At 69.4% G+C, this 15646-nt stretch carries 14 protein-coding genes; 4 read left to right on the plus strand and 10 right to left on the minus strand.

The window, feature by feature from the left end:
* Positions 1-12 precede the first annotated feature (12 nt).
* Positions 13-723, plus strand: coding sequence for an ABC transporter ATP-binding protein (locus tag ACWD3H_RS25085; RefSeq protein WP_386308636.1), 711 nt, complete (start codon positions 13-15; stop codon positions 721-723).
* Between the two features lie 16 nt (positions 724-739).
* Positions 740-3502: an ABC transporter permease subunit gene (locus ACWD3H_RS25090; protein WP_451956702.1), complete on the plus strand. Its 2763-nt coding sequence runs from the start codon at positions 740-742 to the stop codon at positions 3500-3502.
* A gap of 267 nt (positions 3503-3769) precedes the next feature.
* Here ACWD3H_RS25090 and efeB read toward each other — a convergent pair whose 3' ends face one another.
* The 6 genes from efeB to ACWD3H_RS25120 all read right to left on the minus strand — a co-directional run bounded on the left by efeB (position 3770) and on the right by ACWD3H_RS25120 (position 9941).
* Positions 3770-5023: an iron uptake transporter deferrochelatase/peroxidase subunit gene (gene efeB / locus ACWD3H_RS25095; RefSeq protein ID WP_355561508.1), complete on the minus strand. Its 1254-nt coding sequence runs from the start codon at positions 5021-5023 to the stop codon at positions 3770-3772.
* Positions 5024-5051: 28 nt separating this feature from the next.
* A complete protein-coding gene (efeO, locus tag ACWD3H_RS25100) occupies positions 5052-6197 on the minus strand; it encodes an iron uptake system protein EfeO (protein WP_355561511.1) in 1146 nt (381 codons plus the stop codon).
* A gap of 21 nt (positions 6198-6218) precedes the next feature.
* Entirely contained in the window at positions 6219-7070 is an 852-nt protein-coding gene (gene efeU / locus ACWD3H_RS25105) for an iron uptake transporter permease EfeU (RefSeq protein WP_355561514.1), read from the minus strand.
* 182 nt (positions 7071-7252) lie between these two features.
* A complete protein-coding gene (locus ACWD3H_RS25110; RefSeq protein WP_451956703.1) occupies positions 7253-7915 on the minus strand; it encodes a TetR/AcrR family transcriptional regulator in 663 nt (220 codons plus the stop codon).
* Positions 7905-8690, minus strand: coding sequence for an SDR family NAD(P)-dependent oxidoreductase (locus tag ACWD3H_RS25115; protein ID WP_451956704.1), 786 nt, complete (start codon positions 8688-8690; stop codon positions 7905-7907). Before ACWD3H_RS25115 ends, ACWD3H_RS25110 begins: the two co-directional genes overlap by 11 nt.
* A gap of 96 nt (positions 8691-8786) precedes the next feature.
* Positions 8787-9941, minus strand: coding sequence for an alkaline phosphatase PhoX (locus ACWD3H_RS25120; protein ID WP_355561523.1), 1155 nt, complete (start codon positions 9939-9941; stop codon positions 8787-8789).
* 373 nt (positions 9942-10314) lie between these two features.
* Here ACWD3H_RS25120 and ACWD3H_RS25125 point away from each other — a divergent pair, with 373 nt between their 5' ends.
* A complete protein-coding gene (locus tag ACWD3H_RS25125) occupies positions 10315-11070 on the plus strand; it encodes an SDR family NAD(P)-dependent oxidoreductase (RefSeq protein WP_451956705.1) in 756 nt (251 codons plus the stop codon).
* Between the two features lie 113 nt (positions 11071-11183).
* Here the strand turns inward: ACWD3H_RS25125 and ACWD3H_RS25130 are convergent, their stop codons facing one another.
* The gene (locus ACWD3H_RS25130; RefSeq protein WP_451956706.1) at positions 11184-12020 is read right to left on the minus strand and encodes an AraC family transcriptional regulator; all 837 of its coding nucleotides are present in this window, start codon (positions 12018-12020) and stop codon (positions 11184-11186) included.
* Positions 12021-12086: 66 nt separating this feature from the next.
* Between ACWD3H_RS25130 and ACWD3H_RS25135 the strand changes: the two genes are divergently transcribed.
* A complete protein-coding gene (locus ACWD3H_RS25135) occupies positions 12087-12497 on the plus strand; it encodes a DUF2000 domain-containing protein (protein WP_350959385.1) in 411 nt (136 codons plus the stop codon).
* Between the two features lie 273 nt (positions 12498-12770).
* Here the strand turns inward: ACWD3H_RS25135 and ACWD3H_RS25140 are convergent, their stop codons facing one another.
* The 3 genes from ACWD3H_RS25140 to ACWD3H_RS25150 all read right to left on the minus strand — a co-directional run bounded on the left by ACWD3H_RS25140 (position 12771) and on the right by ACWD3H_RS25150 (position 15570).
* Positions 12771-13076, minus strand: a complete 306-nt coding sequence (locus ACWD3H_RS25140) for a hypothetical protein (protein ID WP_350923848.1) — start codon at positions 13074-13076, stop codon at positions 12771-12773.
* A 118-nt stretch (positions 13077-13194) separates the two neighbouring features.
* Positions 13195-14469 carry a lysine N(6)-hydroxylase/L-ornithine N(5)-oxygenase family protein gene (locus ACWD3H_RS25145; protein WP_355561535.1) on the minus strand — a complete coding sequence of 425 codons (1275 nt, stop codon included), beginning with the start codon at positions 14467-14469 and terminating at the stop codon, positions 13195-13197.
* Between the two features lie 75 nt (positions 14470-14544).
* Entirely contained in the window at positions 14545-15570 is a 1026-nt protein-coding gene (locus ACWD3H_RS25150; protein WP_451956707.1) for an iron-siderophore ABC transporter substrate-binding protein, read from the minus strand.
* Positions 15571-15646: the final 76 nt, after the last annotated feature.

The following is a 15646-nucleotide window of genomic DNA, read 5'->3' on the forward strand; positions in this document are numbered from 1 at the left end:
GGAGCGATGATCATGAGAGATGACGACGGGCGGGAGATCGTCCTGCAGGCGTGCGGGCTCAGCGCCGGGTACGGCGATCTGCCGGCAATCCGCAGGATCGATGTGCACATCGCCCGAGGGGAGATCGTGGCCCTGTTCGGCGCCAACGGCGCCGGCAAGACGACCACACTGATGTCGCTGGTGGGTGAGCTGCCGCGCAGTGCCGGGCAGGTGCACTGGCTGGGCCGACCAACCCAGGCGCGATTGCATCAGCTGGCTCGGCAGGGCCTGGCGTTTGTGCCCGAGTACCGTTCGGTGCTGGCGAGCATGTCGGTCCGCGACAATTTGCTGTTGGGCCGCGGTGGCGTCGAGGCGGCAGTGGAGATCTTCCCCGAGTTGGGGCCGCTGCTGGGCCGGCGTGCGGGCCTGCTGTCGGGGGGTGAGCAGCAGATGCTCACCTTGGCCCGGGCGCTCGCCGCCCGGCCGGTGGCCTTGCTGGTCGATGAGCTGTCACTCGGGCTGGCCCCGATCGTGGTGGAGCGGTTGTTCACGGTGTTGCGCCAGGCAGTGCGCTCCCATGACATCGCGGTGCTGTTGGTGGAACAGGAGGCCCGCCGCGCGTTGGATGTGGCCGATCGCTGGTATTTGCTACGCAACGGCGAGTTGGTCGGGTGTGGTGACGCCAACGGCGGTATCGATCAGCTGGAACGTGAGTACCTGGCCGGACTGAGCTCGGCCGACTGAGCGGAAACGGACGCATATGGACATCCTTCGATTCGCTCTGCTCGGGCTGGCCTCCGGCGCGATCTTCGCGATCGTCGCCCAGGCGCTGGTGCTGACCTACCGGGCTTCGGGCATCCTGAACCTCGCCCAGGGCGCCTTCCTCATGATCGGTGCCTACTCCTACTACCAGTTCACCCAGTGGGATGCACCGCTGGTTGTGGCGGTGTGCGGCGCGATCGCCGTCAGCGCCGTTCTCGGCATCGGCGTGTTCGCAGTGGTCATCCAGCCGATGCACCGCTCCTCACCGCTGACGCGGGTGATCGCCACGCTGGGGGTGTTGATGGTCTCGCAGGCGGCCGTCATCCTCGCCTACGGCATCGACATCCGCCCGGCCCCTTCCTGGCTGCCCACCGACACACTGGAGCTGGTCGCCGGGGCACCGGTCAGCGCCGACCGGTACGCGATCATACTGTTGGGGTGTGCGGCCACCGCGATGCTGTGGGGCTTCTACCGCTTCACGTCCTTTGGACGCATCACCTCCGCGGTCGCGGAGAACCCCCAGGCGGTGGCCTGCCTGGGCCATTCCCCTGCCCGGATCGCAATGATCAACTGGGGGCTGGGATCGGCGCTGGCCGGCTTCGCCGGCACCTTGATCGGCCCGATCACCTACCTGGAGCCCACCCAACTGGTGTTGCTGGTGCTGCCCGCCCTGGCCGCGGCCATGATCGGCGGCTTCGCCTCCTTCCCGCTGGCCTTCACGGCCGCGCTTGGCATCGGCGTGGTGCAGGGCTGGCTACAGCGCTATGTGGACAACCCCGGCTGGTCCACCGCGGTGCCGTTCCTGGCAGTGATCGCCTGGTTGGTGCTGCGCGGGCATGGGCTGCCGCTGCGCAGCCACCTGCTGGATCGGTTACCCGCCGTGGGCAGCGGGCGCATCAAGCCCACGCGCCTGGCCATCGTATTCGCCCTATTGTGCGTGCTGGTGGTGTTCGGCATGGACGAGCAGTGGTCGACCGCGTTCACCTTCACCGTGCTGATCGCGATCATCTGCCTGTCCATGGTCGTCATCACGGGCTTCGCCGGCCAGCTGTCCTTGACCCAGTACGTGCTGGCCGGGGTCGGAGCGTTCATCGCCGCCAAACTGTCGGGCAGCGTACCGTTCGAAATCGCCCTCGTGGCCGCAGTGCTGATCACCGCCGCGATCGGCGCGGTCGTCGGGCTGCCGTCCCTGCGCACTCGTGGGGTAACCCTGGCAGTGGTCACCCTCGCCCTGGCCGATGTGGCCTATCAGCTCATCTTGGACAACGACGACATCAACGGCGGCACCGCCGGGCTCACCATCGCCCCGCCGTCCCTGCTTGGCTGGGACATCGACCCCCTGCTGCACCCCGAACGCTACGCCGTGGTCGCTCTGGTCGCGCTGTTCGCGGTCGCCCTGACGATAGCGAATCTGCGCCGGGGCACGGTCGGGCGGCGCCTGCTGGCGGTCCGCTCCAACGAACGCGCCGCCGCCGCGCTGGGGGTGGGCGTCTACGCTGCCAAAACCTACGCCTTCACCCTGGCCGCCGCCGTGGCCGCGCTCGGCGGGGTTCTGCTGGGCTACCAGCAATCGGTGGTCCTCACCTCGCAATTCGCCGTGTTCACCTCCCTGGTTCTGGTCGGCGTCACCGTGGCCGGCGGCGTCGGCATGATCGGTGGAGCACTCATCGGATCGCTCATGGTCCCCAACGGCCTGGCCGGCCAGTTGCTGCACGGCATCCCCGACATCAACGTCTACCTCCCCCTCATCGGCGGCCTGTTCCTGCTCATCGCACTGCGCATCGCCCCCGACGGACTGTTCGAACAAAACCGACAGGCACTCCACCACCTGCTCGTCCGCCGCCGCACCACCGGCACTGTCACCGATCGGCTCGCCGGGAAGGCGCCCCCCGCCCATACGCCATCACCGCAGGCTCCCACCACCACGGCAGCCACCCCGCCCCGGACCAGCCGGGTCACAAAGCAGCGCACCCTGCGCGTGGAGGGTCTACGGGTGGCATTCGGCGGCGTGCACGCCATCGACGACGTATCACTGCGCCTCGAACCCGGGCAGGTCCACGGTCTCATCGGACCCAACGGAGCCGGAAAGACCACCTTCATCGACGCGGTCACCGGATTCGTCGCCACGTCCGGCGGCACGATCCACCTCGGCGACGACGCCATCAACACCTGGAGCGTGCGCCGCCGCAACCGCAACGGCATGATCCGCTCCTTCCAGTCCCTGGAGTTGTTCTCCGACCTGACCGTGCGTGAGAACCTCGCCGTCGCCTGTGACGACGGCCGCGCCGGCCGCTATCTCACTGATCTGGTCCATCCAGGCCGCATCCACCTGAACGCCGACGCCCTGAATGCCATCGACCAGTGCGGCCTCGTACCCGACCTCGACCTCAAACCCGAACAACTGCCCTTCGGACGCCGGCGCCTGGTCGCCATCGCTCGCGCGATCGCCGCCGCACCATCGGTCCTGCTGCTCGACGAACCCGCCGCAGGCCTGGACAACAACGAAGCCGATGAACTCGGCCACCTGATCCGATCCGTCGCCGACCGCGGGGTGGCCGTCCTGCTGGTCGAACACCGCATGGACCTGATCACCGCCTGCTGCGACACCGTGACCGTGCTCCGCTCGGGCCGGCTCCTGGCCGCCGGCCCACCCCACCAGGTGCTCACCCTGCCCGACGTCCTCGACGCCTACCTCGGTTCACGGACCGCCATCACCGAATCGGACACCCACCCCTCCGCGGCGATCCCGGCCGACTCTTAACGACCCTCCTGACAACCGATCACCAACGCCCAGCCCACCGGCTGACGACGATCACGACGGGCAGGCAAGGCCGCTGATCGGCGCGGCCTCGACAGCCGTCGGCCTGCGGCTTTCCCTCGTCGTCGGATCGGGCCGGGGCGCGGTGCCGACCTTGCGATCAGTCCGTTTCCCCGACCCGCCCGCCGGACCCGGCGTGCCCCTCACAAGGCACCGGCTCTCGCGGGCGGGTCGCCGGCCGGGCGATGGCCGATCACATGCGTTCGGTGGTCAGGAGAACAGGGCGCGGCCCCAGTAGTCGCCCGCGTCGCGTACGCCGGGAGGGCAGGCGAACAGGGCGCTGGAGACGTGCTTGATGTACTCGTTGAGGGAGTCCTTGCCCGCCAGGGAGCGCTGCACGGTGACGAACTGGCGATGGGGGTCGCGCTGGTAGGCCATGAAGAACAGGCCGGCGTCCAGCCGGCCCAGGCCGTCGGAGCCGTCCACGTAGTTGTAGCCGCGGCGCAGCAGGTGCGCACCGCCGTTGTGGGACGGGTGGGCGAGCCGTACATGCGCGTCGTCGAAGATCAGGGCCTTCCCGTCGGGGCCCTTGGCCTCGAAGTCGATCAGGTCGAACTCGTTCTTCTTGCCCAGCGGGGCGCCCTCTCCCTTGTCCCGGCCGAAGATCTGCTCCTGCTCGGCCAGCGGTGCCCGGTCCCAGGTCTCGACCAGCATCCGGATCTTGCGGGTGACCAGGTAGCTGCCGCCGGCCATCCAGTCGGGGCCGTCACCGGGCCCCACCCAGAGCTGTTCCTTCAGCAGCGCCACGTCCTCCAGCTTGAGGTTGGCCGTGCCGTCCTTGAACCCCATCAGGTTGCGCGGCGTCGCCTGCGCGCGCGAGGTCGACGAGGTGCGGCCGAAGCCGAGCTGGGACCAGCGCACCGAGACCCGGCCGAAGCCGATGCGCGCCAGGTTACGAATGGCGTGCACCGCCACCTGCGGGTCGTGCGCGCACGCCTGCACGCACAGGTCACCGCCGGAGATCTCCGGCAGCAGCGCGTCGCCGGGCAGGTGCGGCAGGTCGGCCAGCGCGGCCGGCCTGCGCGAGGCCAGCCCGAACCGGTCGTCGAAGAGCGATCCACCGAAGCCGACGGTCAGCGTCAGCCCGGAGGCGGGCAGGCCGAGCGCCTCGCCGGTGTCGTCCGGCGGTGCCTCCGGCTGGCCGCCGACCGCGCCGAACGTGCCCGCCTCCTGGCCCTGAGTCATTCTGGCCGCGGCGGCGGTCCACTCCTGGAGCAGCTCGGCCAGCTCCGCCTTCTTCTCGGTGATGACGTCAAAGGAGACGAAGTGCAGCCGGTCCTGTGCCGGGGTGACGATGCCCGCCTGGTGCTCGCCGTAGAAGGGGGCCGCGTCGGAGACGGAGGCGACCGTGGTGGGCGCGGGCTCGTCACCGATCCCACGCACCGCTATCACCCCCGCACCGGCGACCGCCACGCCGGCCGCCCCCATGCCGAACAGCTTCCTGCGGCTGATCCGCTCACTCATCGCATCCCTCCCCCACCTGGAACGATCGTTACTTTGCCACCACCGCGGCGATCTTACTGATCGGCTCGGCGAGTGCGTTGATCGCGTCTGACAGCTTCTTGAGGTCGTCCTTGGACAGCTCGGTGTGCAGCTTCCAGCCGTCGCCCTTCTGGTGCGCGCCGAGCGCGGCCTCGGCCCCGGCGAACTTCTCGTCCAGCGTCTTCACCAGTTCGGGGGCGCGCTCCTCCAGAACCGGACGGAGCGACTGAACCGCGGCCTTGGAACCCTGCAGGTTGGCGTCGAAGTCCCACAGGTCGGTGTGCGAGTAGCGGTCCTCCTCACCGGTGATCTTCCCGGAGGCCACCTCGTCGAGCAGGCCCTTGGCACCGTTGGCCAGCAGCACCGGCGACAGCTCGGCGGAGTTGGACTGCTCCACGATGGTCTTGATGTCGGCCATCAGCTTGTCGGCGATCGGGCCGTCCTTGCTGATGTCCTTCTTGACCCAGAGGTCCTTCTCGATCCGGTGGAAGCCGGTCCACTCCTCCCCCTCGGCCACGTCGTTCTCCCGGGCGTCGATGGCCGGGTCGAGGTCGCCGAAGATCTCCGCGACCGGCTCGATCCGCTCCCAGTAGGTGCGGGAGACCGGGAAGAGCGCCTTGGCCTTCTCGATGTCCTCGGCCTTGACCGCGTCGACGAACTCCTGTGCCTTGATCAGCAGCGTGTCGCTCTGCGACTTGATGTAGCGCTTGTAGCTGGCGGTCGCCTCGGCGAGCTGGGCGTCGTCGCTGAGCGGCTTGTGCTCGCCGGTGACCTTGAGCGGGCTGCGGACACCCTTGCCGACCATGCCGGGCTTGCAGGTGGCCTCGTAGCTGCCGGCCGGCAGCTCGACGATCACCTCGCGGGTCAGGCCCGGCACGATGTTCTCCACCTCGCCCATGACCCGGTCACCAGGTGCGTAGACGTAGAACTCGGTGACCTTGGCACCGCCGTTGGTGATCGCGAACGTCGAGGTGCCCGCGGCCAGCTCGGTGACGGCGACCTTGCACTCGGTGTCGGTGGCGGCCACCGCGACGGGGCCGCCCTTGGCCGGGGCGGCGGAGGCGCCCGCGCCCGTGGCCGCGGTGGGCTCGGAGGAGCAGGCCACGAGGCCGGTGAGAGCGAGTGCACCCGCGGCGATGGCAAGGAAAGTACGCATGATCGTCCTGTTCAGGCGGTTTCAGCCCGCGGGCTGCGGGTCGGTCGAGGGGGTGGCGGGTGAGGGCGTCGGGCGGCTACGCCACGGCCGCAGGAAGAGGATAAGCGTGGGCACCGCGTAGACGGCCCACGCCACCATCTCCAGCACGCTCGGCTGCGGAGTGATGTTGAACATCCCGGACAGCAGGGTGCCGTACCAGGAGTCGGCGGGCAGCACGCCGCTGATGTCGAAGGCGTAGGTGGACAGGCCCGGCAGGATGGCGGCCTCCTGCAGGTCGTGCACTCCGTACTTGAAGATTCCGGCGGCGACCAGGATCAGCAGGAGACCGGTCCAGGTGAAGAACCTGGTCAGGTTGATCCGCATCGCGCTGCGGTAGATGGCCCAGCCCAGCACGACCGAGGTGACCAGGCCCAGGCTGATCCCGATCAGCGGGACGGCGGTGGTGGTGGCGCCCTGCACCGAGGCGAAGAACAGCAGCGCGGTCTCCAGGCCCTCGCGCGCCACGGCGAGGAAGGCCATCACGGCCACCGCGAGCGCGCCGACCTCCAGGGCCTCGCTCAGCTTGGCGCGCAGGTCACCGGAGATCGTGCGGGCGGCACCCCGCATCCAGAAGATCATCCAGGTGACGAACACGGTGGCCAGCAGCGAGGTCGTCGCATCGAACAACTCCTGCTGCCGGTGCTCCAGATGGGCGACGGTGAAGGTGAGCAGCGCGCCGAACGCGATCGACAGCACGAGAGCGGCGCCGACCCCGGCCCAGACGAGGGGAAGCCGGTCACGTCGATCGCTTTTGACGAGGAGGGCGACGAGCACGGAGACGACGAGGGCGCCCTCCAAGCCTTCGCGTAATCCGATGAGATAGCTGGCGAACACCGTCACTCCATGAGATGGAAAGCCTTACCTAAATTAGGGCAGGGCAACCTTACTCTCCACAAGGAGGTAATTCCCACAGGGGTACGAAAGACATGAACAAGGGGGGTGATAATGCCGTATGCGTACGATCAAGTGATTCACGCCATCTTGGGGCGTTCCACCCTTGGCACCTCGTACCTCTCCTACCTCGTCACCGAGGCTTCGGCGGCCTCGGCGGCCCGCAGGGATCGCCAGATCCGCTCGGGAAGCAGCCGGGACGCCTCGTCCAGGTCGATGCCGGGGGCCCCGGCCAGCCAGCGGCGGGCCGTCTCCGCGACCGGGCCGACGACCAGCATCTCGATCAACTCGTCGGGCAGCCCCACGACCAGCCCCGCCTCGACGTACGGTCGCAGCCAGCCCAGGATCCAGGTCAGCCTGGACTCCCTCTCCGCCGCGATCAGATCCGCGTGCGCGGCCAGGAAGTCGGCGTAGGCGGAGGCGTGGACGAAGCGCGCGGCGGCCCTGTGCTCACGGGTGAAACCGAGATATCCGGTGACCACGGCCCGGACGCCGGCGGCGGCCCGCGCCTCCGTGCCGTCACGGGGGCCTCCCTCCTGCCCTTGCGGCACCGCGTCGAGTGCGGCGATGACGGCGTCGAGCAGCTCGGACAGGCAGCGCGCGTAGAGGGCGGCCGCCAGCCCGTCGAAGCTGCCGAAGTGGTGGTAGAGGCTTCCGACGCTGACGCCGCTGGTAGCGGTCACCGCCGTCATGGTGAAGCCGTCGGCGCCCTTCTCCGCGTAGAGGTCCAGTGCCGCCGCCAGCAGCCGCTCCCGGGTCTCCTCGCCGCGCCGCTGTCTAGGCGACACCGGTCAGCTCCGCGGCCTGCGTCCACAGTTTCCCCGCCCACGCGAGGTCAGCGGCCACGGAGGCGAGGGGCAGTTCACGGTCGACGTCGAAGTACCGTCCGGTGCCGGCCTGGTCGAGCGCCAGCCGTACGACCGGAGCCGCGCCGTCGGCCGGTGCCTTCCACAGCAGCTTCGCGGTCTTCAGCAGCACCCCCACCGGGCCGCCCCGGTCGCCGAGCCCGGTCCTGATCACTCCGGGGTGGACGGCGTCGATCGTGATGCCCCGCGGCTTCCAGCGCTCGGCCCACAGCGGCATCAGCGCCAGGTTGCAGAGCTTGGTGTCGGCGTAGGTGCGCAGGGGAGAGAAGTCCGTACCGGCCGGGGTGCGCACGAGGTCGGCACGGCCCTTGACGTACAGGCCCGCGGTGACCTGGACGACCCTGGTCAGGCGATCCTCCAGCAGGTGGTTGAGCAGGAAGGGCGCCAGGTGGTTGACGGCGAAGGACTCCTCGAACCCGTCCTCGGTGAGCCGCCGCGCCGATGGCCAGACCCCGGCGTTGTGCACCAGCACGTCGAGCCGCGGGCAGGTTCCGGCCAGCGCCTCGGCGACAGCCCGGACCCCTTTCAAAGTTGAGAGATCTCCGGCGACCAGATCGGCGCCGAGCCGGGCGGCCTCGCCCGCCGCGGCGGGATTCCTGGCCACGATCACCACCCGGTGATCGCGGCGGGCGAACTCCTCGGCCGTGGCCAGCCCGATCCCGCGGTTGCCACCGGTGATGACGACAGTAGGTCCCATGGCAAAATCGTAGCCGATTCTAGAGAGTCTCTCTAGAATCGAGAAACCACCGGACGGCCGGGCCATGCGATCGGCGCCGCACGGCCCGGCAGTCCCTCAGGTGCGGAACGGGCCGGTCACGCAGTAGGTGATCCCCCCGGAGGAGGAACCCGACGTGCCGCGCTGGGAGGAGAAGTACAGGCGATTGCCGGCGGGGGTGAAGGCCGGACCGGTGATCTCCGAGGATCCCTGGCCGCTGATGCGCAGGAACGGGGAGATGGTGTCGTTGGGAGTGATCAGGCAGATCTCCATGTTGCCACCGTCCTCGGCGACGTAGAGGTCGCCGAAGGTCGAGCCGGTGACGTTGTCCACGCCGGTCAGCGGCGCGGTGCCGGGGCTGACGAGGTTGTCGTCGTAGGCGAGCTCGTAGGTGCCGGCGGCGACGTTGACCTGCCAGACCCTGTTGTCACCCTTGGTGGTGAACCACACGGTGTCGCCCGCGTAGTGACATCCCTCGCCACCGTTGAAGGACTTCGATCCGGAGACCTGGCTGCGGGTCGCGGTCGGAGAACCGTCGGGATCGGGAACGTTCGCCCAGGTGAAGGAGCCTGAGGTGGCCGAGCCCGCGCACAGCACCTGCAGCGTGCCCGAGGACAGGTCACCCCAGGTGGTGGGGATGAAGCGGTAGAACCGCCCGTTGGTCTCGTCCTCGGTGAGGTAGACGACCTTGCGGACCGGGTCGGCGGCGGCCGCCTCGTGTTTGAAGCGGCCCATGGCCGGGCGCTGTGTCGCCGCGCCGCCGAAGGGACGGGTTTCGTAGACGTAGCCGCGGTCGACCTCCTCGCATGACAGCCAGGTGTTCCACGGTGTCGCGCCGCCCGCGCAGTTCTGCCGGGTGCCCGACAGGATCGAGGTGGCCGAGACGGCGTTGCCCGCGGAGTCGAAGCGGATCGCCGAGGCGCCGCCGCCGGGATTGATCTCCGAGTTGGACACGTAGATCCAGCCGCTGCCGTCGGCGAAGCAGGCACCACCGTCGGGGGCGCTGTGCCAGGTGTGGGAGGTGCCGGGGACCACCTGGCCGGATCGGGCGATCACCCGGCTGGTGAATCCGGCGGGGAGTTGGATGCCGTTGGCGTCGGCGGCCAGCAGGGGGCCGTAGGGACCTGCGGCGTTCTGAGCCGGGGCCGCGAGGGCGTCCTGCCAGAGGCTTCCGGTGAGGGCCAGGGTGCTCGTGCCGAGCACCGAGGCGCGAAGGAATGTGCGGCGTTCCATCGACGAACCTCCAGGGCGAGGATCAGCAGAACCACTTTCCAAGTGATCTCGACGATAGGAGCACCGGCGAACGGCCACCCGTGAATGTGGTTAACGGCACATGACCGGCATATGCCGTTTGATCAGGGAAACGGGGGGCTACGTTCCCCGGTCCGCCGCGCCACGTCCGATCGGGTGCCAGAGGTCGCCCGGCCATTGACAAAATAAAATTTTATGTACAAGATTATTTTGTCCTTGAGGGACGCGCGGGATCCGGGACGGGTCGGCCGGGCCTCCGGCTCGTTCGCCGGGCGCATCGGTTCCGGCAAGTGGGCGAAGGGCCGCTCCGGCGCTCGACATCCGGGCGGGAGAACCACCAAACAGGAGGTACGAGATGTTGCTGGAGGGCAAGAACGCCGTGATCTACGGCGGGGGCGGGGGCATCGGCGGTGCGGTCGCCCGCGCCTTCGCCCGTGAGGGGGCGACCGTCTTCCTCGCCGGGCGCACCCTGGCGAGGCTGGAGAAGGTCGCCGAGGAGATCCGCGCCGCCGGCGGGGTGGCGCGGACGGCCGAGGTCGACGCGCTGGACGCGAAGATGGTCGACGAGCACGCCGACGCCGTGGCGGCGGAGGCCGGAAGCATAGACGTGTCCTTCAACCTGATCTCGCACGGCGATGTGCAGGGCACCCCGATGGCCGACATGTCGCTGGAGGACTACGAACGACCGGTCGTGACCGCGGTGAGGACGATGTTCCTGACCTCGCGGGCCGCCGCCCGCCACATGAGGCGGCAGGGCTCGGGGGTGATCCTGGCGTTCGGCGGCTCGGGCCACCCGCTGCGCGACCACTACCTGGGAGGTATCCAGGTCGCGTTCGAAGCGATCGAATCCATGCGGAGGCAGCTGGCCTCCGAGCTCGGACCGCACGGCGTGCGCGTCGTGACCCTGCGCACCGGCGGCGTGCCCGAGACCCTCCCCGAGGGCTTCGAGGGGCGCGAGGCGGTCGTCGAGGGAATCGAGAAGATGACGATGCTCGGACGGGCCGCGACGCTCGACGACGTGGGCAACGTGGCGGCCTTCGTCGCCTCCGACCGCGCTCGCGCCATGACCGCCGCCACCGCCAACATCAGCTGCGGCTCACTGATCGACTAGCCGTGGCCGGAGACCTTCGCCGGGATGGCGGCCGCTGACCGTCCAGGTCACCAGGCGAAGCCCGCCGGAGGAATCCTGGCGAGCCATGGTCCGGGCGGGCCGGCGATTCACCGTCAGCGGGCGGCACGGCGGTAGACCCCCGGAGTGATGCCGTACCAGCGGACGAACCAGCGGGTCAGGTGGCTCTGGTCGGCGAAACCGGTCTCCGCGGCGACGGCCGCGACCGGCGTGCCCCGCGACAGCAGCCCGCGAGCCACGCGCAGGCGGACCTGTCGCTGGTACTCGCTCGGCGCCATCCCGTACACCGCCTGGAAGGCCCGGTAGACGGTGAACCTGCTGGATCCGGACACGGCGGCCAGGGAGTCGGCGGTGTGGTCGGTCCGGTAGTCGTCCTCGAGCAGTTCCGCCACGCGCCCGGCGACGCCCGCCGCGCCCCGGCTCCCCGCCCGGAACCGCGGACCCCTCGCGGCGGGACCGCTGAGGGCCGCGCGGTGGACCAGGGCGGGGATGACCGCGTCCAGCAGCTCGTCGGCGACCAGGGCGGGGGCTCCGCCGAGGAGTGCGGCGTGCAGGCGGCCCAGCCCTCCGGCGAGCACCGGGTCGTGGACGATCGGCTCGGCGAACAGCGGCAGCCCGGCCGCGCGGCCCGCGAACCCGGCCAGCGCACCGGAGACGAGCTCGGGGCCGATGTGCACGATCCGGTAGGTGAAACCGAGCTCGTCGGCCGCCCGGCCGTCGTGCGGGTCGTCCGGGTTGAACGCCAGCACCATCCCCGCCGTGCTCGTGTGGCCCGATCCCCGGCAGGTGAACGCCTGCCGGCCGTCGTCGGTGATCCCGAAGGAGTAGGTCTCGTGGCTGTGCCGGTGGTAGGTGTGCCGCTCGAAGTGGGCGTGCATCGCCTCCAGCCCCGGCAGGGGCGAGCGCCAGTAGCGCGACCACTCACCCGGCATGAATCCATTCTGGTGCCGCACGAGCGTTCAAGACCCGGCGAGGCGGGTCCGACGATGCTGCGGGACATGCGTTTCGACACGAAGATCGGCATTGTGGTGCGCGCGGACCTCGCCGTCTGGCAGAAGCTCAACGTCACCGCGTTCCTGGCGAGCGGCGTGGCCGGTGGCGGGCCCGAGGTGATGGGTGAGCCGTACGCCGACGGGTCCGGCAACCACTACCTGGCGATGTTCCGCCAGCCCGTCCTGGTCTACGCCGCGGACGGCCCCGGCCTCGCCGCGGCACACGCCCGCGCGCTGGCACGCGGGCTGGAGGTGGCCCTGTACACGGAGGAGCTGTTCAAGACCGACAACGACGAGGACAACCGGGCCGCGGTGCGCGCCGTGCCCTCCGATGAGCTCCGCCTGGTCGGGCTCGCGGTGCACGGGCCGCGCAACGGGGTCGACAAGGTGCTCAAGGGGCTCGCCCTTCACCCCTGAACCGGACGTTCCCATCGCCCGAATGGCTAAAGGGATATCCCCGTCGACTTGGAAGCCTCTTGCGTCCGGCTTGTCCTGGAGCGAGCCCCGGGACGAGAAGAGCTCAGCCCGGTCCCGTCGACGGTGGAGGCCGGCCGGAGCTACCCGGACGGCCGCGCCGGATGGCTGTCCGGGCGGCTACCCGGCGCACCGCGGGAACCCCCGCGGTGCGCTTTTCCCAGTGTGGACGGCACGACCGCGCGCACCCGGTCCACGGTGTCACGGCTCCGCCGGTCAGGGCTTGGTGATCTGGGCGGGAGGTGTCCCCTCGGGCTTGGGAACCCGGATGGTGTCGGAGGGCTTTTCTCCCTTGCTGCGCGCGGTCAGGGTTGGATAGCAGTCGTAGTAGCAGTAGTAACGGTCGCAGTACCGCAGGTAGCAGATCCAGCCGGCCGCGGTCGTGTGCGAGCAGACGACCGCCGGTGCGGCCTGGGACGACGCGGCGTGGGCGCCGGTCGCGGGAAGTACGCCGAGCAGGCCGGCACCGGCCAGAACCGCCCCTGCCAGGCCGATGCGGGCACTGCGGATGAAGGTGTTCATGATCCTCCTCGGTTACCTACGGAACACGACAACACCAAAGGTAATCAAGTGAACACATGGAGTCACGTAGCTGATCGCTCCGTGTCGGGACGTTCGGCGCCACCTTCCGGAACGCCGGTTACGGCTCGGCCCCCTGGGGGACCCCCGCCGAGCGCCGGGCGATGGAGCGCACGATCTCTCCGGTGCGGACGGCCGTCATGGACAGCAGCGAGGAGGCGATCCCGTGGGTGTCCTCGGTGGCCCCCTGGAGGTAGACGCCCCAGGTCCGGCCGGGGGCGGTGGCGACCCGGTAGTCGCGCTCCACCAGCAGCTCGCCCGTCTCACCCGTGAGGCAGTGCTCGCCCGCCTCGCCGAGCAGGTCTCGCGGGTCGCGCTCGCGGTAGCCGGTCGCGCAGACGACCGCGTCGGCCTCGATCGTGCTCACCTCGCCCGTGGGCAGGAAGCACATCCTGACCCGGGCGCTGTCGCCGTCGTCGTCCACGCCGAGCAGACGGGAGACGTTCAGCATGCGCAGCCGCTCGACGCCGGCGACCTTCTCCGCGTAGGAACGCCGGTAGAGCTCGTCGATGAGGTCGAGGTCCACCACCGAGTAGTTGGTGTTTCTGGAGTAGGCGAGCAGCATGCGCTTCACTTCCTCTGGGGCGGAGAAGAAGTGGTCGACGGCCTGCGGGTCGAAGATGCGGTTGGCGAAGGGGCTGTCGTCGGCCGGCGAGTAACCGTACCTGGTGAAGACGGCGCAGACCTCCGCGGACGGGTAGGTGCGGTGCAGGTGCTCGGCGGCCTCGGCCGCGCTCTGCCCGGCGCCGACCACGACGAACCGTCCCGGGACGCGCTCGCCGAGGGATTCGAGCCGGGCCAGCAGTTCCTCGGTGTGCCAGATCCGCTCACCCTGCCGCACACCGTCGGGCAGCACGGGTTCCAGCCCGGCCGCGATCACGAGGTTGCGCGTCAGGCAGGTGTGCAGCTCGTCACCGCGCTCCACGACGACCTCGAGGGTGTCGTCGTCGTACGGACGCACCGCGACGACCTCGGAGTCGTAGCGCACCAGGCCGGCGAAGGAGGCGGCGACCCATTCCAGGTAGTCGTGGAACTCCAGCCGGGTGGGAAACATGGTCTTGTGGTTGATGAAGTCGACCAGCCTCCCCCTGTCCTGGAGGTAGGACAGAAAGGAGTAGGGGCTTGCGGGGTTGCGCAGGGTGACCAGGTCCTTGAGGAAGTGCACCTGCATCGTGGCGCCCTCGATGAGCATGTTGCGGTGCCAGCCGAACCTGGGTTGCCTCTCGAAGAAGACCGCGTTCACGCCGGAGCCGTGCTCCTCTTCCAGTGCCACCGCGAGCGCGAGGTTGGAAGGACCGAAACCGATGCCCACGACGTCATAGACCGGGCTCGACATGTTCGCCTCTCACATATTGAGGAGATGGTCCCCCGCCACCGAGGCGGCGGGAGGGGAAGGGGTGGGCGGGGTGTGTCAGGACGCGCCGACGGCCTTGGCCGCCTCGGCTACCCGTGGCACGACCTGGTCGATCACGTGGGGGACCGCCAGCGGCGTCGGCGTGCGCAGCGGCCAGAACGCGGTGAGGTCCAGTGGCACGTAGGAACCCCGCCTGACCACGTCGAGGCCGGCGAAGAGCTTGTTGGCCTCGATCTTCTTCTGCGTGGCGGCGTCGTCGTTGTAGTGGCTGAGCAGCAGGTCGACGTCGAGGACCTTGACCTTCTCCATGCTCAGCTCGGCCGCGAAGCCGTCGCCGGGAAGCGTCCTGATCTCCTCGGGCAGCACCAGCCCGAACTGCTCGAAGAGCTGGACGCTGATGTCGGTGTCGGACTTCAGCACGCCGATGTTCCCCGAGGGGAAGACGCTGGTCAGCGCGAATTTCTTGCCGGCCAGCTCGGGATAGGTGGTCTTGACCGAGTCGATTCTCGCTTCGACGTCGGTGACGAGCTTCTCGCCCTCGTCGGCCTTGCCGACCGCCTTGGCGACCTGGCGGGCCACCGTCTGCCAGGAGTCCTCGGCGGGGCCGGTCTCGTAGGCGGTGGTCGGCGCGAGCTGGGAGAGGTTGGCGTACTCCTTGTCGATGTAGTAGTCGCCGCCCGCGAGGATCAGGTCGGGCTTGAGCGCGGCGATCTGCTCCAGTGAGAAACCCGACTCACCGGCCTTCAGCAGCGTCGGCTTGGCCCCGGAGATCCTGGGCGCGGTCCAGGGGGCGAGCCCGTCGGCCTGGATGCCGGTCAGTTCGGCCATGGCGATCGGCTGCACACCCAGGGCGAGCAGGGTGTCCTGGTCGATCTCGCCGAGGGCGACGATGCGCTGGGGGGCGGATTCGATCGTGGTGGTGCCGAGCTTGTGCGTGATGGTGACCGGGAATCCGGAGGCGGCCTGGGTCGCGGGGGCGCTCGCGGCGGGCTGTTCGCCGCCGTCACCGGCGCACGCGCCCACCAGGCCGAGGCCCAGCAGCAGCGTTCCTGTCGCGGCCAGGCGGCGCATCGTGTCGCGCATGGGTATGGGTGTCCTTCCAGAGCCGGCAAGGGCTCTAAAGATTAGGTAAGGCTAACCTAACTTAGCAATCTTTGAA

This window comes from Streptosporangium sp. NPDC002607, from assembly GCF_053592655.1.

Coding starts and splice junctions, on each gene's coding strand:
- ACWD3H_RS25085 (WP_386308636.1), top strand. CDS start 13: ATGAGAGATGACGACGGGCGGGAGATCGTCCTGCAGGCGTGCGGGCTC.
- ACWD3H_RS25090 (WP_451956702.1), top strand. CDS start 740: ATGGACATCCTTCGATTCGCTCTGCTCGGGCTGGCCTCCGGCGCGATC.
- efeB (WP_355561508.1), bottom strand. CDS start 5,023: ATGAGTGAGCGGATCAGCCGCAGGAAGCTGTTCGGCATGGGGGCGGCC.
- efeO (WP_355561511.1), bottom strand. CDS start 6,197: ATGCGTACTTTCCTTGCCATCGCCGCGGGTGCACTCGCTCTCACCGGC.
- ACWD3H_RS25115 (WP_451956704.1), bottom strand. CDS start 8,690: ATGGGACCTACTGTCGTCATCACCGGTGGCAACCGCGGGATCGGGCTG.
- ACWD3H_RS25120 (WP_355561523.1), bottom strand. CDS start 9,941: ATGGAACGCCGCACATTCCTTCGCGCCTCGGTGCTCGGCACGAGCACC.
- ACWD3H_RS25125 (WP_451956705.1), top strand. CDS start 10,315: ATGTTGCTGGAGGGCAAGAACGCCGTGATCTACGGCGGGGGCGGGGGC.
- ACWD3H_RS25130 (WP_451956706.1), bottom strand. CDS start 12,020: ATGCCGGGTGAGTGGTCGCGCTACTGGCGCTCGCCCCTGCCGGGGCTG.
- ACWD3H_RS25135 (WP_350959385.1), top strand. CDS start 12,087: ATGCGTTTCGACACGAAGATCGGCATTGTGGTGCGCGCGGACCTCGCC.
- ACWD3H_RS25140 (WP_350923848.1), bottom strand. CDS start 13,076: ATGAACACCTTCATCCGCAGTGCCCGCATCGGCCTGGCAGGGGCGGTT.
- ACWD3H_RS25145 (WP_355561535.1), bottom strand. CDS start 14,469: ATGTCGAGCCCGGTCTATGACGTCGTGGGCATCGGTTTCGGTCCTTCC.
- ACWD3H_RS25150 (WP_451956707.1), bottom strand. CDS start 15,570: ATGCGCGACACGATGCGCCGCCTGGCCGCGACAGGAACGCTGCTGCTG.